This window comes from Paraburkholderia sp. GAS42 (assembly GCF_050436565.1).
Taxonomy (GTDB): Bacteria; Pseudomonadota; Gammaproteobacteria; order Burkholderiales; family Burkholderiaceae; genus Paraburkholderia.
Map to the genome: position 1 here is coordinate 414,830 of NZ_JBNDML010000003.1, position 24,723 is coordinate 439,552.

At 62.5% G+C, this 24,723-nt stretch carries 23 protein-coding genes; 20 read left to right on the forward strand and 3 right to left on the reverse strand.

The features are described 5' to 3' along the window. The first annotated feature begins 1 nt into the window (after position 1). The 12 genes from uppS to P3T16_RS06870 all read left to right on the forward strand — a co-directional run bounded on the left by uppS (position 2) and on the right by P3T16_RS06870 (position 12,542). Entirely contained in the window at positions 2-784 is a 783-nt protein-coding gene (gene uppS / locus P3T16_RS06815; RefSeq protein ID WP_429257576.1) for a polyprenyl diphosphate synthase, read from the forward strand. Then, positions 778-1,599 (forward strand): phosphatidate cytidylyltransferase, encoded by an 822-nt coding sequence (locus P3T16_RS06820; protein ID WP_429257575.1) that lies wholly within the window; start codon positions 778-780, stop codon positions 1,597-1,599. Before uppS ends, P3T16_RS06820 begins: the two co-directional genes overlap by 7 nt. Before the next feature lie 10 nt (positions 1,600-1,609). Further along, a complete protein-coding gene (locus P3T16_RS06825; protein WP_429257574.1) occupies positions 1,610-2,812 on the forward strand; it encodes a 1-deoxy-D-xylulose-5-phosphate reductoisomerase in 1,203 nt (400 codons plus the stop codon). 7 nt (positions 2,813-2,819) lie between these two features. Then, positions 2,820-4,208, forward strand: a complete 1,389-nt coding sequence (rseP, locus tag P3T16_RS06830) for an RIP metalloprotease RseP (protein ID WP_429341646.1) — start codon at positions 2,820-2,822, stop codon at positions 4,206-4,208. A gap of 67 nt (positions 4,209-4,275) precedes the next feature. Further along, entirely contained in the window at positions 4,276-6,588 is a 2,313-nt protein-coding gene (gene bamA / locus P3T16_RS06835) for an outer membrane protein assembly factor BamA (RefSeq protein WP_429257572.1), read from the forward strand. Between the two features lie 41 nt (positions 6,589-6,629). Continuing rightward, positions 6,630-7,160, forward strand: a complete 531-nt coding sequence (locus tag P3T16_RS06840; protein ID WP_429257791.1) for an OmpH family outer membrane protein — start codon at positions 6,630-6,632, stop codon at positions 7,158-7,160. Between the two features lie 20 nt (positions 7,161-7,180). Next, on the forward strand, positions 7,181-8,257 hold the full coding sequence (lpxD, locus tag P3T16_RS06845; RefSeq protein ID WP_429341647.1) for a UDP-3-O-(3-hydroxymyristoyl)glucosamine N-acyltransferase: 1,077 nt from the start codon (positions 7,181-7,183) through the stop codon (positions 8,255-8,257). Between the two features lie 201 nt (positions 8,258-8,458). Further along, positions 8,459-8,923, forward strand: coding sequence for a 3-hydroxyacyl-ACP dehydratase FabZ (gene fabZ / locus P3T16_RS06850; protein WP_429257570.1), 465 nt, complete (start codon positions 8,459-8,461; stop codon positions 8,921-8,923). 48 nt (positions 8,924-8,971) lie between these two features. Next, a complete protein-coding gene (gene lpxA / locus P3T16_RS06855; RefSeq protein ID WP_429257569.1) occupies positions 8,972-9,760 on the forward strand; it encodes an acyl-ACP--UDP-N-acetylglucosamine O-acyltransferase in 789 nt (262 codons plus the stop codon). A gap of 3 nt (positions 9,761-9,763) precedes the next feature. Next, complete coding sequence (gene lpxB / locus P3T16_RS06860; protein ID WP_429257568.1) at positions 9,764-10,933, forward strand: lipid-A-disaccharide synthase; 1,170 nt, start codon at positions 9,764-9,766, stop codon at positions 10,931-10,933. Beyond that, positions 10,930-11,706 carry a ribonuclease HII gene (rnhB, locus tag P3T16_RS06865; RefSeq protein ID WP_429341648.1) on the forward strand — a complete coding sequence of 259 codons (777 nt, stop codon included), beginning with the start codon at positions 10,930-10,932 and terminating at the stop codon, positions 11,704-11,706. The genes lpxB and rnhB overlap by 4 nt, the downstream gene beginning before the upstream one ends. Before the next feature lie 53 nt (positions 11,707-11,759). After that, positions 11,760-12,542 (forward strand): TrmH family RNA methyltransferase, encoded by a 783-nt coding sequence (locus P3T16_RS06870; protein ID WP_429257566.1) that lies wholly within the window; start codon positions 11,760-11,762, stop codon positions 12,540-12,542. A 33-nt stretch (positions 12,543-12,575) separates the two neighbouring features. Here P3T16_RS06870 and ppsR read toward each other — a convergent pair whose 3' ends face one another. Next, complete coding sequence (ppsR, locus tag P3T16_RS06875) at positions 12,576-13,391, reverse strand: posphoenolpyruvate synthetase regulatory kinase/phosphorylase PpsR (RefSeq protein WP_429257565.1); 816 nt, start codon at positions 13,389-13,391, stop codon at positions 12,576-12,578. A 490-nt stretch (positions 13,392-13,881) separates the two neighbouring features. On the opposite strand from ppsR, the gene ppsA reads away from it, so the two are divergent. The 3 genes from ppsA (at position 13,882) to P3T16_RS06890 (ending at position 17,795) form a co-directional block, all read left to right on the forward strand. After that, the gene (gene ppsA, locus P3T16_RS06880) at positions 13,882-16,287 is read left to right on the forward strand and encodes a phosphoenolpyruvate synthase (protein WP_429257564.1); all 2,406 of its coding nucleotides are present in this window, start codon (positions 13,882-13,884) and stop codon (positions 16,285-16,287) included. 87 nt (positions 16,288-16,374) lie between these two features. Beyond that, positions 16,375-16,818 (forward strand): NfeD family protein, encoded by a 444-nt coding sequence (locus P3T16_RS06885; RefSeq protein ID WP_429341649.1) that lies wholly within the window; start codon positions 16,375-16,377, stop codon positions 16,816-16,818. 41 nt (positions 16,819-16,859) lie between these two features. Next, complete coding sequence (locus P3T16_RS06890) at positions 16,860-17,795, forward strand: SPFH domain-containing protein (RefSeq protein ID WP_429341650.1); 936 nt, start codon at positions 16,860-16,862, stop codon at positions 17,793-17,795. Positions 17,796-17,862: 67 nt separating this feature from the next. Here P3T16_RS06890 and smpB read toward each other — a convergent pair whose 3' ends face one another. Beyond that, positions 17,863-18,309 carry an SsrA-binding protein SmpB gene (gene smpB / locus P3T16_RS06895; protein WP_429257561.1) on the reverse strand — a complete coding sequence of 149 codons (447 nt, stop codon included), beginning with the start codon at positions 18,307-18,309 and terminating at the stop codon, positions 17,863-17,865. 100 nt (positions 18,310-18,409) lie between these two features. On the opposite strand from smpB, the gene P3T16_RS06900 reads away from it, so the two are divergent. Together P3T16_RS06900 and P3T16_RS06905 are read left to right on the forward strand one after the other, a co-directional pair. Then, a complete protein-coding gene (locus P3T16_RS06900) occupies positions 18,410-18,847 on the forward strand; it encodes a type II toxin-antitoxin system RatA family toxin (protein ID WP_429257560.1) in 438 nt (145 codons plus the stop codon). Positions 18,848-18,852: 5 nt separating this feature from the next. Further along, positions 18,853-19,176, forward strand: coding sequence for an RnfH family protein (locus P3T16_RS06905; protein WP_429341729.1), 324 nt, complete (start codon positions 18,853-18,855; stop codon positions 19,174-19,176). 81 nt (positions 19,177-19,257) lie between these two features. On the opposite strand, the gene P3T16_RS06910 is transcribed toward P3T16_RS06905, so the two are convergent. Beyond that, the gene (locus P3T16_RS06910) at positions 19,258-20,232 is read right to left on the reverse strand and encodes a DMT family transporter (protein WP_429341651.1); all 975 of its coding nucleotides are present in this window, start codon (positions 20,230-20,232) and stop codon (positions 19,258-19,260) included. A 326-nt stretch (positions 20,233-20,558) separates the two neighbouring features. Here P3T16_RS06910 and guaB point away from each other — a divergent pair, with 326 nt between their 5' ends. From guaB to guaA, 3 genes are all read left to right on the forward strand, one after another. After that, positions 20,559-22,019: an IMP dehydrogenase gene (guaB, locus tag P3T16_RS06915; RefSeq protein ID WP_429257558.1), complete on the forward strand. Its 1,461-nt coding sequence runs from the start codon at positions 20,559-20,561 to the stop codon at positions 22,017-22,019. A gap of 14 nt (positions 22,020-22,033) precedes the next feature. Next, positions 22,034-22,798, forward strand: coding sequence for a hypothetical protein (locus tag P3T16_RS06920; protein ID WP_429341652.1), 765 nt, complete (start codon positions 22,034-22,036; stop codon positions 22,796-22,798). A gap of 209 nt (positions 22,799-23,007) precedes the next feature. Then, positions 23,008-24,591 carry a glutamine-hydrolyzing GMP synthase gene (guaA, locus tag P3T16_RS06925; RefSeq protein WP_429341653.1) on the forward strand — a complete coding sequence of 528 codons (1,584 nt, stop codon included), beginning with the start codon at positions 23,008-23,010 and terminating at the stop codon, positions 24,589-24,591. The last annotated feature ends 132 nt before the right edge of the window (positions 24,592-24,723 follow it).

Genomic DNA, 24,723 nt, shown 5'->3' on the forward strand with positions numbered 1-24,723 from the left:
CATGACCTATACCAGCTCTACCGTTCGCGTGCCTGATGTCGCGGCGGTGCCGCGACATATCGCGATCATCATGGACGGCAATGGCCGTTGGGCGACGCAGCGCCGGCTGCCGCGTGTGGCGGGCCATACGCGCGGCGTCGACGCGGTGCGGGCCGCCGTCGAGGCGTGTGCACGGCGCGGCGTCGAATATCTGACGCTGTTCGCGTTCAGCTCGGAAAACTGGCGTCGTCCGAACGACGAGGTGTCGTTCCTGATGCGCCTCTTCGTGACGGCGCTGGAGCGCGAAATCGGCAAGCTGCACGCGAATGGCATCCGGCTGCGCGTCGTCGGCGACCTGGCGATGTTCGATACGCGGATCCAGGACCTGATCCGTCGCGCGGAAACCAAAACCGCCCGAAATACCCGGCTGACGCTGACTATTGCCGCCAACTACGGCGGCCGCTGGGACATCATGCAGGCCACCCGCAAGCTGGTCGACCAGTCGGTCGCGGCGGGCCGTCCCGTCGAGGTCACCGAAGAAGCCTTCGCCGAACATCTGGCGATGGCCTACGCGCCCGAGCCGGATCTCTTCATCCGTACCGGCGGCGAGCAGCGCATCAGCAACTTCCTGCTGTGGCAACTCGCGTACACCGAGTTCTATTTCACCGATACCTACTGGCCGGATTTCGACGCGGACGCGCTCGGTCACGCCATCGAATCCTATGCGGAGCGTGAGCGCCGCTTCGGCCGCACGAGCGCGCAGCTCGAACCGCAATCGCAGAACGTCGATTCGCTTCCATGCTAAAAACCCGTGTCATCACGGCGATCGTCCTGCTGGCTGTCTTTCTGCCGGTCACCTTGTTTGCACCGGTGGGCGCGTTTGGCGCGCTGATCGCGTTCGTCGTGGTCTTTGCCGCGTGGGAATGGGCGCGTTTGCTCAAGCTGGGCGGCGCCGGGCCGGTCGTTTACGCGCTGATAGCGGCCGCGGTGCTGGTCGCGAGCACGAAGCCTGGCACCGGCGTCGAGCAATACCGGCCGCTGTTTCAGGCGGCGTCGGTGTTCTGGGTGCTGGTCGGGCCGTTCGTGTTGCTGAGAAAGCCGACGCTCGCGCAGGGCGCCTGGCGCGGTTTCCTGCTGATTGCGGGCCTGCTGGTATTCGTCGCGTGCTGGCATGCGCTCGTCGCGGCCCGCATGGCTGGCGTGCCGTTCGTGCTGTCCCTGCTGCTAGTGGTATGGCTGGCCGATATCGGCGCATACTTCTCGGGTAAGGCATTCGGCAGGCACAAACTCGCGCCTGCCATCAGCCCGGGCAAGACCTGGGAAGGCGCGGTTGGAGGCTGGATCGCCGTGCTGGTCGTGGCCATCGTGGCCGTTGCCACCTATGCGTTCGAGCCGACCCTGTATTCGGCGCTGCTGGAGCGCCTCGGCGCCCCGCGCGCGCTCATCGCGCTGACTGTGCTGGTTGTATTCAGCGTCGTCGGCGACCTGTTCGAGTCGATGCTGAAGCGCCAGGCCGGCGTGAAAGATTCCAGTGGTCTGTTGCCGGGACACGGTGGCGTCCTCGACCGCATCGACGCGTTATTGCCGGTGCTGCCGCTTGCGATGCTGCTGCTCGGCTAGAGAAAGAGACATGCAAAAACGATTAACTCTGCTCGGTTCCACGGGCTCGATTGGAGACAGCACGCTGGATGTCGTCGCGCGTCATCCCGAGCGTTTTTCCGTCTACGCGCTGACCGCGCACCGCAACGGCGACAAGCTCGTCGAACAGTGTCTGCGCTTCAAGCCTGACGTGGCTGTCGTCGGCGATGCGGCAACCGCCGCGCAGGTCGCCACGAAGCTGCGCGAAGCGGGTTGCAAGACCGAAGTCGCGTATGGCCAACAGGCGCTCGTCGACGTGTCGAAGAGCGAGCATTGCGATACCGTTGTCGCGGCGATCGTCGGCGCGGCGGGCCTCGCGCCCAGCCTCGCCGCGGCGCGCGCCGGCAAGCGCATCCTGCTCGCGAACAAGGAAGCGCTCGTGATGTCCGGCGCGATTTTCATGGACGCCGTGCGCGACAACGGCGCGATCCTGCTGCCGGTCGACAGCGAACACAACGCGGTTTTCCAGTGCCTGCCGCGCGAAGCCGCGCTGCATGGCGGTGTGTCGAAGATCATCCTGACCGCGTCGGGCGGCCCGTTCCGGACGCGCGAACCGTCGACGCTCGTCGACGTCACGCCCGACGAAGCCTGCGCGCATCCGAACTGGGTCATGGGCCGCAAGATCTCGGTCGACTCGGCGACGATGATGAACAAGGGCCTCGAAGTCATCGAGGCGCACTGGCTGTTCAATCTGCCAGGCGAACGCATCGAGGTGCTGATTCATCCGCAGAGCGTGATCCATTCGATGGTTTCGTATGCGGACGGTTCAGTGCTCGCGCAACTCGGCAACCCCGACATGCGCACGCCGATCGCGTACGCACTGGCGTTCCCGGATCGTGTCGATTCGGGCGTCGCGCAACTCGATCTCTTACAGGTCGCCTCGCTGTCGTTCGAGAAGGCGGATTACGCGCGTTTTCCCTGTCTCGCGCTCGCGATGAAGGCGCTGGCTGAAGGCGGCATCGCAAGCGCGGCGCTGAATGCGGCGAACGAGATTGCCGTTGATGCGTTCCTGTCGCGCCGTATCGGCTTCATGGCCATCGCGCAGGTGGTCGACTCGGTGCTGAATGCGTTGCCGAACCGCAGCGCTGCCGCCCTCGATGACGTGATCGAAGCCGACGCAGCCGCGCGCCGGGCGGCCACGGCCTTTATCGACCGTCTGCCTGCGGGCGCCCGCCCGGAACGCGCCGTCCAGTGAGGCGTTCATGAACCTGCTGATCGAACTGGTTGCCTTCGCCGTCGCGATTGGCGTGCTCGTTGTCGTGCATGAATACGGCCACTACAGCGTCGCGCGGATGTGCGGCGTGAAGGTGCTGCGGTTTTCGATCGGCTTCGGCAAACCGCTCGTTCAGTGGGTCAGCAAGAAGACCGGGACCGAATGGACCATTGCCGCGTTGCCGCTCGGCGGCTACGTGAAGATGCTCGACGAGCGCGAGGAAGGCGCGACGATTTCCGCCGAGGAACTGCCGCACGCGTTCAACCAGCAATCGGTCGCGAAACGGTTTGCAATCGTCGTCGCGGGCCCGGTCGCGAATTTCCTGCTGGCCATCGTACTGTTCGCGGCCGTGTTCGCGAGCGGTGTGGCCGAGCCGTCGGCGATTGTCGCGGCGCCGGCCGCGAATACGCCGGCTGCGCGCGCGGGCTTTGACGGCGGCGAAACCGTCGTCTCGATCCGCGATGAAAACGGTAGCGAGACCGAACCGGTCCGTTCGTGGTCCGATCTGCGCTGGAAGCTGCTGGGCGCGGCGTTCGATCACCGGCGCGTCGTGCTCGGCGCGAAAGACAGCCGTGGCACGTTTGATTTCGCGCTGGACCTGCGCGGCGTCTCCGATCGCGATATCGACGACGATTTCATGACGCGGCTCGGTTTCGAGCCGGGCGGTGGCACGCTGTCGGTGGCCGCCGTCGAGCCGGGCAGCGCGGCGCAGAATGCGGGCCTCGTCGCGGGCGACCGGGTACGTGCGGTGGACGGCAAGCCGGTCGACAGCGCGACAGCTTTCATCGCTTACGTGAAGTCGCATGCGGGCAGGTCGATTACGCTGCAGATCGAGCGTGGCGCGCAGGGCAAAGAACCGGGCGCGCGTCGGGATCTCAGCATCGTGCCGGTGATGACGCGCGATGACGCAAGCGGCCAGAATATCGGCCGGATTGGCGCGGCGCTCGCGACCCAGGTGCCGTCGGTCGATGTCCGTTATGGTCCGATTGAGAGCGTCCAGCTCGGTGCACACCGTACGTGGGATATCGCGGTTTACTCGCTTCGCATGTTCGGCCGGATGATTACAGGTGAGGCATCGCTCAAGAACCTGTCCGGTCCCGTGACCATCGCGGACTACGCCGGAAAGAGCGCGCGCCTTGGTCCGTCCGCGTTTTTATCGTTCCTCGCGCTCGTCAGTATCAGTCTCGGAGTGTTAAACCTCTTACCAATTCCGGTATTGGATGGGGGTCATCTGTTATATTATTTGGTTGAAGCTGTTACCGGCAAAGCCGTATCCGATCGCTGGCAGCTTGTTTTGCAGAGAGCGGGGCTGGTTTGCATCGTCGCACTATCGGCGATCGCGCTCTTCAACGATCTTGCTCGTTTAATCCATTTTTAAAGTGTCTGGTGGCGTTCACGATGGCGACCGCCCGACCTGATGCAGCTATACACACTGGGGAAGCACGTTGTTTAAACCTCATCGCTTTGTTCCAAAGACAGTTGTAGCCGCGGCATTTGCCGCGCATGGGCTGGTGGCTCACGCGACGACACCTTTCGTGGTGCAGGACATTCGGATCGAGGGGTTGCAGCGCGTCGAACCCGGTACCGTGTTTTCGTATCTGCCGATCAAGCAGGGCGACACGTTCAGTGACGACAAGGCTTCCGAAGCCATCCGCGCGCTCTACGCAACGGGCTTCTTCAACGACGTGAAGATTGCCACCGAAGGCAACGTTGTCATCGTGCAGGTCATCGAACGTCCGGCCATCGGCACGATCGATTTCTCCGGCATTCACGAATTCGAAAAGGACAACCTGGCGAAGGCGCTGCGCGCGGTCGGGCTGTCACAGGGCCGTTATTACGACAAGGCGCTCGTCGACAAGGCCGAGCAGGAACTGAAACGTCAGTACCTGACGCGCGGCTTCTACGCCGCCGAAGTCACCACGACGATCACGCCGATCGACCGCAACCGCGTTGCGGTGCTGTTCTCAGTGGTCGAAGGTCCGAGCGCGAAGATCCGCCAGATCAACTTCATCGGCAACAAGGCGTTCAGCACGGGCACGCTGCGCGATGAAATGCAGCTGTCCACGCCGAACTGGTTCTCCTGGTACACGAAGAACGATCTGTACGCGAAGGAAAAGCTCACTGGCGACCTCGAAAATGTCCGCTCGTACTACCTGAATCGCGGTTATCTCGAGTTCAGCATCGAGTCGACGCAGGTGTCGATCTCGCCGGACAAGAAGGACATGTACCTGACGGTCGCGTTGCACGAAGGCGAGCCGTACAAGATCTCGAGCATCAAGCTCGCGGGCAATCTGCTGGATCGCGAAGCTGAGCTCACCAAGCTCATCAAGATCAAGGCTGGCGACCGTTTCTCGGCTGAAAAGCTGCAGGCCACCACAAAGGCGATCGTCGACAAGCTCGGCGAGTACGGTTACGCGTTCGCGACCGTGAACGCGCTGCCGCAGATCGACCAGGAACATCACACGGTCGACCTCACGCTGCAGGTCGATCCGAGCCGCCGCGTGTATGTGCGCCGTATTAATGTGGTAGGCAACACGCGTACGCGGGATGAAGTCGTCCGTCGCGAAATGCGCCAGCTCGAAAGCTCGTGGTTCGATTCGAACCGCCTCGCGCTGTCGAAAGACCGGGTCAACCGTCTCGGCTACTTCACCGATGTGGACGTCACGACGACCCCGGTAGAAGGCACGCCTGACCAGGTGGACGTCGACGTCAAGGTGGCCGAAAAGCCGACCGGCGCGATCACGCTGGGCGCGGGTTTCTCGTCGACCGACAAGGTCGTGCTGTCGGCGGGTGTCTCACAGGACAACGTGTTCGGTTCCGGTACGAGTCTCTCGGTCAACGTGAATACGGCGAAATCGTACCGTACGTTGACGGTGACGCAGGTCGATCCGTACTTCACGGTCGACGGCATCAAGCGCATCACCGACGTCTACTACCGTACGTACGAGCCGCTGTATTATTCGACGGATTCGAGCTTCAAGATTGTCACGATGGGCGGCGACCTGAAGTTCGGTATCCCGTTCTCGGAAGTGGATACGGTCTACTTCGGCGCGGGCCTCGAACAGAATACGCTCGACGTCGATCAAAACACGCCGGCTTCGTACAAGCTGTACGTTCAGGAGTTCGGTCGCGTATCGAACAACGTGCCGCTTACTGTCGGCTGGTCGCGCGACGCGCGGGATAGCGCGCTCGTGCCGAGCCGTGGTTACTTCACGCAGGCGAACGCTGAATATGGCACGCCGATCGGCGGTACGACGTATTACAAGGCAGATCTCCAGGCGCAGTATTATTACTCGTTCTCGCGCGGCTTCGTGCTTGGCCTTAACTTCCAGGGCGGCTACGGTAACGGCCTTCAAGGCAAGCCGTACCCGATTTTCAAGAACTACTACGCCGGCGGTATTGGCTCGGTGCGTGGTTATGAGCCGAGCTCGCTGGGTCCGCGCGACGCCACAACGAACGACCCGATCGGCGGTTCGAAGATGATTGTCGGCAACATCGAGCTTACGTTCCCGTTGCCGGGCACCGGCTACGACCGTACGTTGCGCGTGTTCACGTTCCTCGATGCGGGTAACGTCTGGGCGGACGCGAGTACCGCCGCTACCTCGACCGGCGCGAACGGCCTGCGTTACGGCTACGGTGTCGGTCTCGCGTGGATTTCGCCGATCGGGCCGCTCAAGCTGAGCCTGGGTTTCCCGCTCGTGAAGCACACCGGCGACCAGTACCAGAAGTTCCAGTTCCAGATCGGGACGGCATTCTGATCGCACAGTCCGGGATCACTTACAGTATCGAGAGGATGACTTTGCTAACCGGTATGTTTTCGAAACGTGTGATGTGCGCGCTGGCGCTGGCAACGACGCTGGGCGTGAGCGCCGCGGCGCACGCGCAGGAAGCCAGGATCGCGGCGGTCAATTCCGACCGCATCCTGCGCGAGTCCACGGCTGCGAAGGCGGCGCAGACCAAGCTCGAGGCCGAGTTTGCGAAGCGGGACAAGGATCTGCAGGACATGGCGGCGCGTCTGAAGTCGATGTCCGATTCGCTCGACAAGAATGGTTCATCGCTGTCGCCGGCGGATCGTGCGCAGAAGCAGCGCGATCTGTCGCAGCTCGACACCGATTTCCAGCGCAAGCAGCGTGAATTCCGCGAAGACCTGAACCAGCGCCGTAACGAGGAACTGGCTGCGGTGCTGGATCGCGCGAACAAGGTGATCAAGCAGATCGCCGAGGCGCAGCATTACGACCTGATCGTGCAGGAAGCGGTGTATGTCAGCCCGCGTATCGATATCACCGATCAGGTGCTGAAGGCGCTCGCGGCGTCGAACAGCGCCAACTGAACAGCAGGAGCAGTGCACGCATGGCATTTACGCTCGAGGACATCGCCCGGCAGTTCGGCGGCACGGTAGTCGGCGACCCGGCGCATCGCGTCGGCAGTCTCGCGCCGCTCGATCAGGCTGGTCCGGAACAGCTGGCGTTCCTCGCGAACCCGAAGTATCTGTCGCAGGTCGAAACGACCCGCGCGGGCGCCGTACTGATCAACGCCGACGACCTCGCGAAGCTCGCTCCGGATTCGAACCGTAACTTCATCGTCACGCCCAACCCTTACGCTTACTTCGCGCGCATCGCCCAGGTGTTCATCGACCTCGCGGCGCCGAAGCGTGCGCCGGGCGTGCATGCCAGCGCCACGATCGATCCTTCGGCGAAGGTCGCGGCGAGCGCCGTCATCGGTCCGAATGTGACGGTGGAAGCGGGTGCCGTGATCGGCGAGAACGTGCAGCTCGATGCGAACGTGGTAATCGGCCGCGGCACGCAGATCGGCGACGGCACGCATCTTTACCCGAACGTGTCCGTCTACTACGGTTGCCGGATCGGTCCGCGCGTGATCATCCATGCCGGCGCCGTGATCGGTTCCGATGGTTTCGGTTTCGCCCCCGATTTCACTGGCGACGGCGACGAGCGCACAGGCAGCTGGGTCAAGATTCCGCAGGTCGGCGGCGTGTCGATCGGGCCGGATGTCGAAATCGGCGCAAATACGACGATCGACCGCGGCGCAATGGCCGATACGATCATCGAAGCGTGCGTGAAGATCGACAATCTCGTCCAGATCGGCCATAACTGCAAGGTCGGCGCGTACACGGTCATCGCGGGCTGTGCGGGCATCGCCGGCAGCACGACCATCGGGCGCCATTGCATGATCGGTGGCGCCGTGGGCATTGCCGGTCACGTGACGCTCGCCGATTATGTGATCGTCACGGCGCAATCCGGCGTATCGAAATCGTTGTTGAAGCCCGGCATGTACACGAGCGCGTTTCCGGCCGTCGATCATGCCTCGTGGAACAAGAGCGCGGCACTGCTGCGCAATATCGACAAGTTGCGGGATCGTATCAAGGCGCTGGAAGCCGCCGCCGGTAACGCATCCGGCGACAAGGTTTGACGAGGCAACGGCCAAAGGGCCAGGCAGCACAAAGAACAGAAGCAGCATAAATAGTACGAGCACGGCGTAAGCGCCGTTGACGTGCCCCGGCGGTGGGAGACGCCGCCAGGTCACATAAAACGACGGCCGCACGCGTTACCAACCTGCCTGCGCAAGCATCCGCAGTCATCATCGCGCCACCTGCGCGTGAGCAGAAACACCATGAGCACCGAAAAAATCAATCTCGACATCCACAAGATTCTCACGCTGCTGCCGCACCGCTATCCGATCCTGCTCGTCGATCGGGTGCTCGAACTCGAGCCGCACAAGCGCATCAAAGCGTTGAAGAACGTGTCGATCAACGAGCCGTATTTCATGGGCCACTTTCCGAAGCGCCCGGTCATGCCCGGCGTGCTGATCCTGGAAGCGCTCGCGCAGACGGCCGCGCTCCTGACGTTCGCGGAAGAGCCGCACGATCCGGATAACACGCTGTATCTCTTCGTCGGTATTGATAACGCTCGCTTCAAGCGCGTGGTCGAACCGGGCGACCAGCTGATCCTGAACGTCACGTTCGAGCGGCATATGCGCGGCATCTGGAAGTTCAAGGCGCGCGCCGAGGTGGATGGTCAGGTCGCGGCGGAAGCCGATCTGATGTGCGCAGTCCGCACGACGGACGATGGCCAGTAATACGCCGCGCAGCATCCAGACAACGCAACGAATCACAAGCGAGGGCGCATGAGCAGGATTCATCCTACTGCGATCATCGAGCCGGGCGCACAGCTCGACGAGTCAGTCGAAATCGGACCGTATGCCATCGTCGGCGCACACGTCACGATCGGCGCACGGACCACGGTCGGTTCGCACAGCGTGATCGAAGGTCACACGACGATCGGCGAGGACAACCGCATCGGTCATTTTGCATCGGTCGGTGGCCGTCCGCAGGACATGAAGTACAAGGACGAGCCGACCCGGCTCGAGATCGGCAATCGCAACATGATCCGCGAGTTCACGACGATCCACACCGGCACGGTGCAGGACGCGGGCGTCACGTCGCTTGGCGACGACAACTGGATCATGGCGTACGTGCACATCGGCCACGATTGTCGCGTGGGCAGCAACGTCATTCTGTCGAGCAACGCGCAGATGGCCGGCCACGTGACGATCGGTGACCACGCGATCATCGGCGGCATGTCGGGCGTGCACCAGTTCGTGCGCATCGGCGCGCATTCGATGCTCGGCGGCGCGTCGGCTCTCGTGCAGGACGTTCCGCCGTTCGTGATCGCCGCCGGCAACAAGGCGGAGCCGCACGGCATCAATGTCGAAGGGCTGCGTCGCCGGGGCTTTTCGGTGGACGCGATCTCGGCGCTGCGCTCGGCCTATCGTGTGCTGTACAAGAACGGCCTGTCGCTGGAAGAAGCGAAGGTGCAGTTGCGCGAACTCGCGACCGCCGGCGGCGACGGCGATGCTCCGGTGCAGGCGCTGGTCGCCTTCGTCGAAGCGTCGCAGCGCGGCATCATCCGCTAGCCGATGGCGCTGCAACCCCGCCCGCTGCGGCTTGCAATGGTGGCCGGCGAGCCGTCGGGCGATCTGCTCGCGGCATCGCTGCTCGAGGGCCTGTCGAGCCGTCTGCCCGAATCCACGCAGTATTACGGCATCGGCGGCCCGCGCATGATCGCGACGGGTTTCGACGCGCACTGGCCGATGGAAAAGCTGACCGTGCGCGGTTACGTCGAAGCGCTCAGGCACATCCCCGAAATTCTCGGCATCCGCAATGAACTGAAGCGTCAGCTGCTGGCCGATCCGCCGGACGCGTTCATTGGCGTCGACGCTCCCGATTTCAATTTCGGACTCGAACATCCGCTGCGCGACGCGGGTATTCCGACGATTCATTTCGTGTGTCCGTCGATCTGGGCGTGGCGCGGCGGCCGCATCAAGAAGATCGCGAAAGCGGTCGATCACATGTTGTGCGTGTTCCCGTTCGAGACGGCGCTGCTTGAGAAGGCGGGCGTCGCGGCGTCCTACGTCGGTCATCCGCTGGCCGACGAAATTCCGCTCGTGCCCGATACGTTGGGGGCGCGCCGCACGCTCGGTCTGCCGGAAAGCGGCCCGGTGATCGCCGTGCTGCCAGGCAGCCGGCGCTCGGAAATCGCACTGATCGGGCCGACGTTCTTCGACGCGATGGCGTTGATGCAGCAGCGCGAACCCGGCGTGCGCTTCGTGATGCCGGCGGCCACGCCCGCGCTGCGCGAACTGCTGAAGCCGCTCGCCGAAGCCCATCCGGGTCTCGCCTTGACGATCACCGACGGCCAGTCGCAAACTGCGATGACCGCCGCCGACGCGATTCTCGTCAAGAGCGGCACCGTGACGCTGGAAGCCGCGCTGCTGAAAAAGCCGATGGTGATCTCGTACAAGGTGCCCTGGTTGACGGGCCAGATCATGCGGCGGCAGGGTTATCTGCCGTACATCGGCTTGCCGAACATTCTGGCGGGGCGTTTCGTGGTGCCGGAAATTCTCCAGCATTTCGCGACGCCTGAAGCGCTGGCCGACGCCACGCTGACGCAGCTGAACGACGCAGCCAATCGCCGTACGCTCACGGAAATTTTCACGGAAATGCATCACGTGCTGAAGCAGAATACGGCCCAGCGCGCCGCGGAAGTGGTAACGGGCATCATCGAAACCCGCAAGGGGCGGCGGTGAACGCCGCCCGCACGCCGCGCCGTAACGTTGCTACCGGCTCAGCGGCGATCCAGGCCGGTCTGAACTTCGATTCAGACGTCGAGATCGTGTGCGGTGTCGATGAAGCCGGGCGTGGCCCGCTGGCCGGTCCGGTTGTCGCGGCGGCGGTCATTTTCGATCCGGCGAAGCCCATGATTCGCGGTCTCGACGATTCAAAGGCGCTCACCGCGAAAAAGCGCGAGGAGCTGTACGACAAGATCGTCGACCGCGCGCTGGCGTTCTGCGTCGCGTCTGCGTCGGTCGAGGAAATCGACACGCTCAACATCCTGCACGCCACGATGCTCGCGATGAAGCGCGCTGTCGAAGGGCTCGCCGTCACGCCGACGCTCGTGAAGATCGACGGCAATCGCTGTCCGGTGCTGAGCATTCGCAGCGAGGCGATTGTCGGCGGCGATGCGCTGGTGAAAAGCATCTCGGCTGCGTCGATTCTGGCGAAGGTCACGCGTGATCGCATGCTGCTCGAACTGCATCAGACGTATCCCGTCTACGGCTTCGATGCGCATTCCGGCTACGGCACGCCGCAGCATCTGGCGGCGCTGCTCGAACACGGGCCGTGCGAGCATCATCGGCGCTCGTTCGCGCCGGTGCGCGAGGCGCATGCGCGGCTGGGTATGCCGGTCATATTGCCGGGCAAGGTGCCGGTTGTCTTGCCAGCCCTGCGCGACGACGCATTCGAAGGCGCGCAGGATGACGGCCCCGGTAACGCGTTCGGCGACGGCGCACCCGCATTCTGAAGCGCTCCAGCGCCGGACGGGCGTTCTGACCACCTGAACCTTCTTCGCCACCTGTGAAAGCCATCACGTCGCGGGACAACCCGCTCTACAAACGACTGAAAGCGCTGGCCGGCTCGACGCACCAGCAGCGGCGCAGCGCGCACGCGTTACTCGAAGGTTTCCACCTGGCGAGCGCGTATCTCGATGTCGCGGGTCAGCCGGAGACGTGCATCGTCACCGAAGGCGCGCTGCGTCACGAGGAAGCGCAGGCGATCGTCTCGCGGATCGACGGGCATCGCGTCATCACGCTGCCGGATGCGCTGTTCGGGCAACTGTCGAGCGTCGTGCACGGCGTGGGGATTCTGCTGCTGGTCGAAAAGCTCGATGCGCCGCTGCCGGACAAGGTCACGCAGACCTGCGTCGTACTCGATGGCGTGCAGGATGCGGGCAACGTCGGCTCGATCCTGCGTAGTGCGGCGGCCGCGGGCGTGTCGCACGTGTTTTGCGCGCCGGGGACGGCGTACGCATGGTCGTCGAAAGTGCTGCGCTCGGGAATGGGCGCACATTTTCTGCTGGAGATTCACGAAGACGTCGAAGCAGAGGCGCTGATCGGTCGGCTCGACATACCAGTGACGATCACCGATTCGCATGGCGCGCGGGCGATCTACGATTGCGACCTGTCCGGCCCGCATGCATGGGTATTCGGCAACGAAGGCGCGGGTGTGTCGCAGGCGTGGCGTGATGCGGTCACGCATCGGGTGACGATTCCGCAACCAGGCGGCATGGAATCGCTGAATGTGGCGGCCGCAGCCGCCGTGTGTCTCTTCGAGCAGTGCCGCCAGCAGCGCGGCGCCTGATCTTCGGGTCGAAGCGCGCTACACGCTTCAGCGTCAATACGACGAACGGTCGAGCTTGATTTCCTGCAGGATCGTCGTTGCGATTTCTTCGATCGACTTGTGCGTCGACGACAGCCACTTGATTCCTTCACGCCGCATCATTGCTGACGCTTCATTGATCTCGTAGCGGCAATTCTCGAGCGCAGCGTATTTGCTGCCCGGCCGCCGCTCGTTACGGATCTCCGACAGTCGCTGCGGATCGATCGACAACCCGAACATTTTCTGACGATGCTCGAGCAACGGCGTCGGCAGCTTGCCGCGTTCGAAGTCTTCGGGAATCAGCGGATAGTTCGCCGCCTTCACGCCGTATTGCATCGCGAGATAGAGGCTCGTCGGCGTCTTGCCGCTGCGTGATACGCCGACCAGGATCACATCGGCGTCCGCGAGATTGCGGTTCGACTGGCCGTCATCGTGCGCGAGCGAGAAGTTGATCGCCTCGATCCGGTTCTTGTACTCCTCGGTGTCGGCGTTCTGGTGCCCCCGTCCCATCGCATGGCTCGACTTCAGTTCCAGTTCCTGTTCGAGCGGCTCGATGAAGGTCTGGAACATGTCGAGCACGAGCGCGTTACAGTCCTTCACGATGTTGTTCGAAGGGCTATCGACGAGCGTCGTGAACACGATCGGCCGCCGGCCTTCGTGCTGACCGGCTTCGTTGATCTTTTCGAGCGTGGCGTATGCCTTTTCCGTCGAATCGACAAAAGGCACGCGGACCAGACGGAATTTCTGGTCGAACTGGGAGAGGATCGAATGCGCGAAGGTTTCGGCAGTGATCCCGGTACCGTCGGAGACGATGAATACGGTGGGCGGCATCGGAGGAGCAGGGAACGTGAGCGGAAAAACACGCTCGAAAGAAACATCGCCGCATGTTTCACCGCGCGCGATTCAAGGCTCGCGGCGGCGTCGAAGCAGCGCGCCGTGTGGCCACAAAATGCGTTCCGCCGGACGGCGCAGACCTCGTAAAGGCCCGCCCGACAGACCGGGACGCGGTTCGAGGCGCAATTCTCTGCCGACTGTCACATTTCGGGAGTCGGCACGGTAGAATAGCGGCAACCTGTTGGATAAGCAATTGCAGGCAATCCGCGTTGATGCCGGGCTTTTCGTCCGTATTACACGTTGAATGCCGTCAAGTTCGGTGAATCTTCTGCTTCCTCGCGTTTCATCCGCGAGCGGCCCCGCAGATGAATGCGCTGTGCGATTGTTTCTCCAACAGGTTGTGCAAGACGCGTCACCGCTTCTTATGAGCGGCCGCGTCAGAGCCCACTTGCACAGCCGTGAATTTCTTTCACACTTAGGGGCTTGTATGACTAACGCAGTTAACGTCACAAAGGATCTGGCGTATGTAGTTCCGTTCGAGCAGTTGCGGATGACCGATGTGGAGATTGTGGGCGGTAAGAACGCCTCGCTCGGCGAGATGATCAGTCAGCTCGCTGAAGCAGGCGTGCGCGTGCCGACCGGTTTCGCCACGACGGCGCTCGCATTCCGCGATTTCCTGCATCACAACAATCTCACCGAACGCATTGCGAAACGTCTGGAGACGCTCGACGTCGACGACGTGAAGGCACTTGCTGAAGCGGGCAAGGAGATCCGTCAATGGATCGTCGATGCGCCGATGCAGCCGCGTCTCGAACAGGAAATCCGCGCAGGCTTCGACACGCTCCAGAACAGCTCGCCTGAAGAGCTTTCGTTTGCCGTCCGCTCGTCGGCGACGGCGGAGGATCTGCCGGACGCTTCGTTCGCCGGTCAGCAGGAAAGCTACCTCAACGTAGTCGGCATCGACGACGTGCTCGATCGCATGAAGCACGTGTTCGCGTCGCTGTATAACGACCGCGCTATTTCCTATCGTGTCCACAAGGGTTTCACGCACGCTGAAGTCGCGTTGTCGGCGGGTGTGCAGCGCATGGTGCGCTCGGACGTCGGCGCAGCGGGCGTGATGTTCACGCTCGATACCGAATCGGGCTTCAAGGATGCCGTGTTCATCACGTCGAGCTACGGCCTCGGTGAAACGGTCGTGCAGGGCGCCGTGAATCCGGACGAGTTCTACGTCTTCAAGACCACGCTCGCGCAAGGCAGGTACCCGATCATCCGTCGCTCGATCGGCTCGAAGCTGATCAAGATGGAATTCACGAAGGCTGGCGAACAGGGTCGCGTGAAGACCGTCGACGTGTCGCACGAGCAGCGCAACCGCTTCTCGATCACCGACGAAGACGTGATCGAACTCGCGAAGTACGCGGTCATCATCGAGAAGCACTACCAGCGTCCGATGGACATCGAGTGGGGCAAGGACGGTCGCGACGGCAAGATCTTCATTCTGCAGGCGCGTCCGGAAACGGTGAAGAGCCAGGCAGCGGGCAAGGTCGAGCAGCGCTTCAAGCTGAAGGGCCAGTCGCAGGTCATCGCAACCGGCCGTGCGATCGGTCAGAAGATCGGCGCGGGTCCGGTGCGCGTGATTCACGATCCGTCGGAAATGGAACGGGTGCAGCCGGGCGATGTGCTCGTCGCCGACATGACCGACCCGAACTGGGAACCGGTGATGAAGCGTGCATCGGCAATCGTCACGAACCGTGGCGGCCGTACGTGCCACGCGGCGATCATCGCGCGTGAACTCGGCGTGCCGGCAGTCGTGGGCTGCGGCGACGCAACCGACGTCCTGAAGGAAGGCGCGCTCGTCACCGTATCGTGCGCGGAAGGCGACGAAGGCAAGATCTACGACGGTCTGCTCGAAACCGAAGTGACCGAAATCCAGCGCGGCGAACTGCCCGAAATTCCGGTCAAGATCATGATGAACGTCGGTAACCCGCAACTCGCGTTCGACTTCTCGCAGTTGCCGAATGCAGGCGTGGGTCTCGCTCGCCTCGAGTTCATCATCAACAACAACATCGGCGTGCATCCGAAGGCGATCCTCGAGTATCCGAACATCGATCAGGATCTGAAGAAGGCCGTGGAAAGCGTCGCACGCGGCCATGCTTCGCCGCGCGCGTTCTACGTCGACAAGCTGACCGAAGGCATCGCGACGATCGCGGCTGCGTTCTATCCGAAACCCGTGATCGTGCGTCTGTCGGACTTCAAGTCGAATGAGTACAAGAAGCTGATCGGCGGTTCGCGTTACGAGCCGGACGAAGAAAACCCGATGCTGGGTTTCCGTGGCGCGTCGCGTTACATCGCGGATGATTTCGCCGAAGCGTTCCAGATGGAATGCATCGCGCTGAAGAAGGTGCGCGAAGAAATGGGCCTCGACAACGTCGAGATCATGGTGCCGTTCGTGCGGACGCTGAAGCAGGCGGAACGTGTGGTCGGGCTGCTGTCGAAGTTCGGCCTGAAGCGCGGCGAAAAGGGCCTGCGTCTGATCATGATGTGTGAAGTGCCGTCGAACGCGATCCTCGCTGAAGAATTCCTGCAATTCTTCGACGGTTTCTCGATCGGTTCGAACGACTTGACGCAGCTGACGCTCGGCCTCGACCGCGACTCCGGCATGGAACTGCTGGCCGTCGATTTCGACGAACGCGACCCGGCGGTCAAGTTCATGCTGAAGCGTGCGATCGAAACGTGTCTGCGTCTGAACAAGTACGTCGGCATCTGCGGTCAGGGCCCGTCGGATCACCCGGACTTCGCGCAATGGCTGACGGACGAAGGCATTGCGTCGATTTCGCTGAACCCGGATACGGTCATCGAGACGTGGCAGGCGCTGGCGAAATCGTCGGCGAAGTAAACAAGCGTCAAGGCGCGGAATAACGCATCAGGTTCGTGCTATAAACACCCCGGTATATCCGGGGTGTTTTGCTTTCTGGAGGTCGACGTGGCAACAGGTGGGCTGTTCTGGTGGGTGGGTGCGGGGGTGCTCGTCGTGCTGGAGTTGTTCAGTGGCACCTTCTACATGCTGATGATCGCGCTGGGGTTCGTCGCGGCGGGTCTGGCGCGCTGGGCCGGCGCGAATATCGACCTGCAACTCGCGCTGGCGGCGGCGGTTGCACTCGCGGCAGTGATCCTGCTGCGCCGCTCGCGCTTCGGCCGGCGGGTGCGCAAGGACGCATTGCGCAATCCCGACGTCAACCTGGACATCGGCGCCACGCTCAGTGTGTCGGACTGGCACGACCGGCGTGCGCGGATCAGCTACCGCGGCGCTGACTGGGACGTCGAACTGGCGCCCGGCGAACCCGAAGACGCGCGGCTCTACGAGGTCACTGCGTTACGCGGAAGCTGTCTGATCGTGGCAGCAAGGAAGCAGGCTGTGGGGGCCTGAAAGCGCGGACAGCGCATCGAATAACCATAAGGAGTGAGCAGATGGATTTGACTATTGTCGGGGCAATCGTGCTGGTGATCGTCATCGTGATCGCCGCGCAAACCATCAAGATCGTGCCGCAGCAGCACGCCTGGGTGCTCGAACGGCTCGGCCGCTATCACGCGACGCTCACGCCCGGCATGAGCATCGTCGTGCCGTTCATCGACCGCATCGCGTACAAGCACATCCTCAAGGAAATTCCGCTCGAAGTGCCGAGCCAGGTCTGTATCACGCGCGACAACACCCAGTTGCAGGTCGACGGCGTGCTGTATTTCCAGGTGACCGATCCGATGAAGGCGTCGTACGGATCGAGCAACTTCGTATTCGCGATCACGCAGCTGTCGCAGACCACGCTGCGTTCGGTGATCGGCAAGCTGGAACTCGACAAGACGTTCGAAGAGCGCGATTTCATCAACCACAGTATCGTGTCGTCGCTTGATCAGGCCGCGGCGAACTGGGGCGTGAAGGTGCTGCGTTACGAGATCAAGGACCTGACGCCGCCCAAGGAGATTCTCCACGCGATGCAGGCGCAGATCACCGCCGAGCGCGAAAAGCGCGCGTTGATCGCGGCATCGGAAGGGCGCAAGCAGGAGCAGATCAATATCGCGTCAGGCGGTCGTGAAGCGGCGATCCAGCGCTCGGAGGGCGAGCGGCAGGCGGCGATCAACCAGGCGCAGGGTCAGGCCGCGGCGATTCTGGCGGTGGCCGAAGCGAACGCGCAGGCCATTCAGAAGATCGCGGCGGCGATCCAGTCGAATGGCGGCATGGAAGCGGTGAACCTGAAAGTGGCCGAACAGTATGTGAACGCGTTCGGCAATCTGGCCAAGCAGGGCAACACGCTGATCGTGCCGGGTAACCTGGCGGACATGAGCACGATGATCGCCTCGGCGCTGACGATCGTGAACCGCGGGAAGGCGGCGGCAGGCGAAGCCCGTTGACCGAAGGCGCACCGAAATAAAAAACCCGCAGACTCCTGCGGGTTTTTTGATCGGAAGGCAGACGCCATCAGGTCGGCGTGCGCATCAAACGTGCCTTTTCGCGTTCCCAGTCGCGCTTCTTCTCGACGTCGCGCTTGTCGTGCATCTTCTTGCCCTTTGCGAGGCCAATCTCGCACTTCACGCGGCCGCCCTTGTAATGGAAGTTCAGCGGCACGAGCGTATAGCCACGCTGCTCGACCTTGCCGATCAGTTTGCTGATCTCTTCGCTGTGCAGCAGCAGCTTGCGTGTGCGGACCGGATCCGGGTGGATATGGGTCGAAGCTTCCGGTAGCGGGCTGATGTGCGCACCGATCAGAAAGAGTTCGCCGTTACGGATCACGACGTAACCTTCCTTGATCTGGCCGCGCCCCGCGCGCAGCGACTTGACCTCCCATCCTTCGAGCACGAGCCCCGCTTCGTAGCGCTCTTCGATGAAATAGTCGAAGAAGGCTTTTCTGTTGTCGATGATGCTCATGAATGGAAAGTGCCCAACTCGTTTAAAATCACGATTTTAGCAAAGCGGGGCAAGGAAAGCCCGCAGCGCTTTTCCACCGTTGCCACTTGTCGCGCAATTTATGGCAGATGTCCAGAAAACCGTGTTGATCCGCCATTCGGCGGAACAGATGTTTGACCTCGTCACCGACGTGGCCGATTACCCCAATTTCCTCCCGTGGTGCGGTGGTGTCGAAATCCGACGTCAGGACGAGAACGGGATGGAGGCGAAAATCGACATCAATTTCAAGGGCATCAAGCAGCATTTCGCCACCCACAATACCCAGCAACGCCCCACGCGGATCGATATGGAGTTCGCGGACGGCCCGTTCAGGAAGTTCACCGGCTTCTGGCGGTTCACGCCGCTGCGCGTGGACGCCTGCAAGATCGAATTCGCGCTGCACTACGAATTCTCGAGCATTATCATCGAGAAAATCATCGGACCGGTGTTCAGCCATATCGCGAACACGTTCGTCGAATCGTTCGTGAAGCGCGCTGACCAGCGCTACGGTAAGGCATGAGCGCGATGCTGTCGATCGAAGTCTGCTACGCGCTGCCCGATACGCAGACGCTGATTGCCGTCGAATTGCCGGAAGGCGCGACGCTGCAGCAGGCCATTGACGCGAGCGGCATCCTCCAGCGGCATCCGGAGATCGATCTTGCAGCGCTGAAGACTGGCGTGTTCGGCAAGGTGAAGCCGCTCGACACCGTCCTGGACCAACACGACCGCGTGGAGATCTACCGGCCGTTGATCGTCGATCCTAAGGAAGCGCGTCAGCGGCGCGTGCAGAAAACCCGCAAGGCGGGCTCGATCGAAGGGCGCAGATGGCAGAACAAGGACTCGCGGTAGGTCAGTTTTCCCCTTCTTCGGTTGTCCGTATTGTGGTCCTGCGCCGTCGCCGCGCTCAACGTGGCTTCGTGTGCTGTGCGCTCAATGCGCCGACACCTGCGCCTTTTCTTCGATCGGCGTCTCGCCTGGGTCATCACTGGCGTGCTGACGCACCGACCAGCTGACGCCGGCCACGAGTAGTGCAATGGCGGCCATCTCGAGCGGACGGGGCATCCGGTGGTCGTAGATGAAACCATAGAGCAGCGCGAACAGCGTCTCGAACACGATCATCTGACCGGACAGCGTGAGCGGCAGCCGCTTCGACGCGGCGTTCCACAGCCCGTTGCCCAGCCACGACGCGCCGATCGCCAGCACCAGGTTGACTGTCCAGAACAGATGCCAGCGGGCATCGGCAACGGGTGCCGGCGCTGCGTCCGCGGGCAGCACGGCAATCACGCCCCACATGATCGCGGCGAGCGCGCCCGTGATCACGCCCCACAGCACCGACCACTCGTTGCCGCTGAAATGCAGATTGCGTCGCAGATAGCGGGTGTTTTCGACGGCGAACCACGTCCAGCACACGAGCGCGCCAACCGCACAGGCGAGGCCGGCGATTTTGGTCGTCACGCTTGTGGCGCCGCCGCCATCGACGGTGAATACATCGATATTGATGCACGCGATGCCCGCGACGACCATCGCCAGCGGCAATACAAGGCGCGTGAGCGGTACGGCGCCGTGATCGCGCCGGCCAAGCAGCGTGACCGTGACGGGCAGCACGCCGACGATCAGCGAGGACGGCGCCACGCCGACCATGTGCACGGCGCTTGCCAGCAGCACGTAATAGAGGATATTGCCGGCGAGGGCGAGCGTGACGAGCGCGCGCAGGTCCTCGCGCGTCAGGCGGCGCAGCAGCGAGCGCGCCGAAGGCAGTGCCGCCAGCAAGGACACGACGCCGTACATCACGTAGCGGCCCGCGCCAAGGAGAAGCGGGGAAAAATCCGCGAGAAGCCGTGGCGCGAGAAAAACCACGCCCCATAACGCTCCGGCCATCACGCCATATGCCACACCGCGCCGCATTACTACCTCGAACCAAAATGCAATAAAGGCGCGCAGGTTAACACGGCAAGGTGGGTCGGCGTCTTGTTCGATCCTGCACTCCGGCCGGGTGAATGCCGCGCGAAAGGCTCAAAGGCGCCTGGTGCACGCCGGGCAGGGCACTGGATCCAGCAGGTGTAGCCGAACGAGCAAACGAAACCGGATCGAACCTGGGCCGAACCGCGAACCGAAATTCAGAGGCCAGCAAAGCCAGAAAAATTCACCGAAAATTCGCTAAGCTGCTGTTCGCGCAGTGAAAACCAGGGAGGTATCGCGTATAATTCGCTTTTGCGCCCATAGGATTTGCCATGCGTCTGATCCAAAAAGCACTCACGTTCGATGACGTGCTCCTCGTCCCGGCTTTCTCTGACGTTCTGCCGCGCGACACCAGCCTCAAAACCCGGCTGACCCGCAATATCTCCGTGAATATGCCGCTCGTGTCCGCCGCCATGGACACGGTCACCGAAGCCCGTCTTGCCATTGCAATGGCGCAGATGGGTGGCGTCGGCATCATTCACAAGAATCTCACGCCGGCCGAGCAGGCGCGCGAAGTCGCCAAGGTCAAGCGTTTCGAGTCGGGCGTCGTGCGCGATCCGATTACGGTTCCGCCGCAGATGAAAGTGCGCGATGTGATCGCGCTGTCGCAACAGCACGGCATTTCGGGCTTTCCCGTCGTCGAAGGCGCACAACTGATCGGCATCGTCACGAATCGCGACCTGCGTTTCGAAACCCGTCTCGACGAACCGGTCCGTACGATCATGACGCCGCGTGATCGCCTCGTCACCGTCAAGGAAGGCACGCCGCTCGCCGAAGCGAAGGCGCTGATGCACAGCCACCGCCTGGAGCGCGTGCTGGTCATCAACGATTCGTTCGAACTGCGCGGCCTGATGACCGTCAAGGACATCACGAAGCAGACCGAACACCCGGACGCGTGTAAGGACGAACACGGCAAGCTGCGCGCGGGCGCGGCCGTCGGCGTCGGCGCAGATAACGAAGAGCGCGTGCAGCTGCTGGTCGCGGCAGGCGTCGACGTCATCGTCGTCGATACGGCGCACGGTCACAGCAAGGGTGTGCTCGAGCGCGTGCGCTGGGTCAAGAAGAATTTCCCGCACGTTGAAGTGATCGGCGGCAATATCGCTACCGCCGAAGCCGCGAAGGCGCTCGTCGAATACGGCGCGGATGGCGTCAAGGTCGGCATCGGCCCGGGCTCGATCTGCACGACGCGGATCGTCGCCGGTGTGGGCGTGCCGCAGATCACGGCAGTCGCAAACGTCTCCGATGCACTGCGTGGCTCGGGCGTGCCGGTCATCTCGGACGGCGGCGTGCGCTTTTCGGGCGACGTCAGCAAGGCGCTCGCAGCGGGCGCGGATGCGGTCATGATGGGCAGCATGCTCGCCGGCACCGAAGAATCGCCGGGCGACGTGTTCCTGTATCAAGGCCGTCAGTACAAGTCGTACCGCGGCATGGGCTCGGTCGGCGCGATGAAGGACGGCGCTGCAGACCGTTACTTCCAGGACAACTCCGCGAACATCGACAAGCTCGTGCCGGAAGGCATCGAAGGTCGCGTCGCGTACAAGGGTTCGGTCAACGCGATCCTGTTCCAGCTGATCGGCGGCGTGCGCGCCAGCATGGGCTACTGCGGCTGCAAGACGATCGACGAACTGCATGAAAAGGCCGAGTTCGTCCAGATCACCGCAGCGGGCATGCGCGAGTCGCACGTGCATGATGTCCAGATCACGAAGGAAGCGCCCAACTACCACGTGGACTAAAGGACCAGACGCCGATGAAGCCATTGCTGCGCGCTGTACTCGTGATCGATGCGTTGTTGCTGCTGGCGTTTGGGCTGCTGTTTCTGCTCACGCCGTGGACGTCGCTGTACAACGCGCTGCAACTGGTGCAGGTCGATCCTGCACTCGTCGGGCAGGCTTTTGGCCTTGGGCTGCTCGGGCTGGCGTGGCTCGCGTTTCACGCTGCCGTCGATGGCGGCATGACGCGCACGGTCGCCCGGGTCATCGGGCACGTCAACTGGCTGACCGGTGTGCTGATGCTGGTCTGGCTGATCGGTCTGCATAAGCCTTCGCTGACTGCGTTCGGTCAGCTGGTGGCCGCAGTGGTCGCCGTGGTGCTGGTGGTCATCGGTCTTGGTGGCGTGCGTCTCGCGCGCGTGGTGCGTCGGCGGGAGCGGGCGCGCGTGGCCGAGGTCGTGGCCGCTGAACGTGAGCAGAAACTCGCGGATAAACTCGCCGACAAACGGGCCGCGAAGGGACGTGAAACGGATCGCGAGCTGAATCGCGGCGTAGAAGGTGAGCCACGCGTTTATCAGACCGAGCCGGTGATGCCGGCGGCGCGTCCGGTGAGTCCGGTCAGTTCTGCAACGGGCCTGCCGGTCGAGCCGGATTTCACGACCGCGCATCAACCGGGCGTCGTGACCGCTGAAACGCGGACGGTCGAAACCCGCACGGTGACCGACCACGACGTATCTCGCGACGAAGCCCGCGATGCTGCGGCCGATGCGCCTGGCGCGCCGCGTCCGCCCTTCCATGGCTGATTCGCGGGCGCTGCCGCCACCTGCACACGCTTCCGGATTGCGTCTGTCTGTCCCGCACGCCGTACCACCTGCCTTATCACGTCTTTTAGCCATGATCTGCGCCGGTTTATCGGGCCCAGGTCAACGGCTGGCAATGAATTCACAGCCGTACCGGATAACACCCCGGTGCGGCGTTCCGTATCCGTTCACTTTTGATTCAGTCCGCTGCCATGCATGACAAGATCCTGATCCTCGACTTCGGTTCGCAAGTCACCCAACTGATCGCACGACGCATCCGCGAGGCGCACGTGCTATCGGAAATCCATCCGTACGACGTCAGCGACGAATTCATCCGCGAATTCGCGCCGAAGGGCGTGATCCTGTCGGGTGGCCCGAACTCGGTTGTCGATGAAGACACGCCGCGTGCGCCGCAGGCTGTGTTCGACCTCGGCGTGCCGGTGCTCGGCATCTGTTACGGCATGCAGACAATGGCTGAACAGCTCGGCGGCAAGGTCGACAGCGGCCATCTGCGCGAATTCGGTTATGCCGAGGTGCGCGCGCGCAGCCACACGACTCTCCTTGAAGGCATTGAGGATTTCCGCACGGCGGAAGGCCACGGCATGCTGAAGGTGTGGATGAGCCACGGCGACAAGGTGCTGGAAATGCCGCCGGGTTTCAAACTGATGGCATCGACTGAATCGTGCCCGGTGGCCGCGATGGCCGACGAAGTGCGTCATTTCTACGGCCTGCAATGGCACCCGGAAGTCACGCATACGGTGCAGGGTCGGGCGATGCTCGAACGCTTCGTACTCGGCATCTGCGGCGCGAAGCCGGACTGGGAAATGGGCCATTACGTCGACGAAGCCGTCGAAAAGATTCGCGAGCAGGTCGGCAACGAACACGTGATTCTGGGCCTGTCAGGCGGCGTGGATTCGTCGGTGGCTGCGGCTCTGCTGCATCGCGCGATCGGCGACCAGTTGACCTGCGTGTTCGTTGATCACGGTCTCTTGCGTCTCAATGAAGCGGAGCAGGTGATGGCGACGTTCGCCGATCACCTCGGCGTGAAAGTGATTCACGTCGACGCGAGCGAGGCGTTCCTGTCGAAGCTCGCCGGTGTGACCGATCCGGAAGCGAAGCGCAAGATCATCGGCGCGGAATTCGTCGAGGTGTTCCAGGCGGAAGCCGGCAAGCTCACCGACGCGAAATGGCTCGCGCAGGGCACGATCTATCCGGACGTGATCGAGTCGGCAGGCAAGGGCAAGAAAGCCGCGCACACGATCAAGAGCCACCATAACGTGGGTGGCCTGCCGGAAACACTGAACCTGAAGCTGCTTGAGCCGCTGCGCGAACTCTTTAAGGACGAAGTGCGCGAACTCGGCGTGAAACTCGGCCTGCCGCCCTCGATGGTGTATCGCCATCCATTCCCGGGTCCGGGCCTGGGCGTGCGGATTCTCGGCGAAGTGCGTCGTGATTTTGCGGACCTGTTGCGTCGCGCGGATGCGATTTTCATTGAAACGCTGCGCACGTTCATCGACAAGGAAACCGGCAAGTCATGGTACGACCTGACGAGCCAGGCGTTCGCAGTGTTCCTGCCGGTGAAAAGCGTCGGTGTGATGGGCGACGGGCGGACTTACGAATACGTCGTCGCGCTGCGCGCGGTGCAGACGCTCGATTTCATGACGGCGCACTGGGCGCATCTGCCACATGAACTTCTGGGGCATGTGTCGAACCGGATCATCAACGAAGTGCGCGGTATCAACCGCGTCGTCTACGATATTTCCGGCAAGCCGCCTGCGACGATCGAGTGGGAGTGATTTAGACTGCTCCCAAGTCGTTCCGGGAGGTCCGGTTTTCCGTGTTTTTCCGTTTAAAAACATGAGGTTATTGTCCGGTGTGGTCTGCTGTGATCCGGGCAATGCCTGGTGGAAATGTCGGTATCGGTGACG

Excerpts from the sequence above, each read along its gene's own strand:
- P3T16_RS06910 (WP_429341651.1), bottom strand. The coding sequence starts at position 20,232 with ATGCGGCGCGGTGTGGCATATGGCGTGATGGCCGGAGCGTTATGGGGC.
- P3T16_RS06905 (WP_429341729.1), top strand. The coding sequence starts at position 18,853 with ATGCTGTCGATCGAAGTCTGCTACGCGCTGCCCGATACGCAGACGCTG.
- lpxA (WP_429257569.1), top strand. The coding sequence starts at position 8,972 with ATGAGCAGGATTCATCCTACTGCGATCATCGAGCCGGGCGCACAGCTC.
- P3T16_RS06820 (WP_429257575.1), top strand. The coding sequence starts at position 778 with ATGCTAAAAACCCGTGTCATCACGGCGATCGTCCTGCTGGCTGTCTTT.
- guaB (WP_429257558.1), top strand. The coding sequence starts at position 20,559 with ATGCGTCTGATCCAAAAAGCACTCACGTTCGATGACGTGCTCCTCGTC.
- lpxD (WP_429341647.1), top strand. The coding sequence starts at position 7,181 with ATGGCATTTACGCTCGAGGACATCGCCCGGCAGTTCGGCGGCACGGTA.
- P3T16_RS06890 (WP_429341650.1), top strand. The coding sequence starts at position 16,860 with ATGGATTTGACTATTGTCGGGGCAATCGTGCTGGTGATCGTCATCGTG.
- P3T16_RS06920 (WP_429341652.1), top strand. The coding sequence starts at position 22,034 with ATGAAGCCATTGCTGCGCGCTGTACTCGTGATCGATGCGTTGTTGCTG.
- lpxB (WP_429257568.1), top strand. The coding sequence starts at position 9,764 with ATGGCGCTGCAACCCCGCCCGCTGCGGCTTGCAATGGTGGCCGGCGAG.
- rseP (WP_429341646.1), top strand. The coding sequence starts at position 2,820 with ATGAACCTGCTGATCGAACTGGTTGCCTTCGCCGTCGCGATTGGCGTG.
- P3T16_RS06900 (WP_429257560.1), top strand. The coding sequence starts at position 18,410 with ATGGCAGATGTCCAGAAAACCGTGTTGATCCGCCATTCGGCGGAACAG.
- ppsA (WP_429257564.1), top strand. The coding sequence starts at position 13,882 with ATGACTAACGCAGTTAACGTCACAAAGGATCTGGCGTATGTAGTTCCG.
- fabZ (WP_429257570.1), top strand. The coding sequence starts at position 8,459 with ATGAGCACCGAAAAAATCAATCTCGACATCCACAAGATTCTCACGCTG.
- guaA (WP_429341653.1), top strand. The coding sequence starts at position 23,008 with ATGCATGACAAGATCCTGATCCTCGACTTCGGTTCGCAAGTCACCCAA.
- ppsR (WP_429257565.1), bottom strand. The coding sequence starts at position 13,391 with ATGCCGCCCACCGTATTCATCGTCTCCGACGGTACCGGGATCACTGCC.
- uppS (WP_429257576.1), top strand. The coding sequence starts at position 2 with ATGACCTATACCAGCTCTACCGTTCGCGTGCCTGATGTCGCGGCGGTG.
- P3T16_RS06825 (WP_429257574.1), top strand. The coding sequence starts at position 1,610 with ATGCAAAAACGATTAACTCTGCTCGGTTCCACGGGCTCGATTGGAGAC.
- smpB (WP_429257561.1), bottom strand. The coding sequence starts at position 18,309 with ATGAGCATCATCGACAACAGAAAAGCCTTCTTCGACTATTTCATCGAA.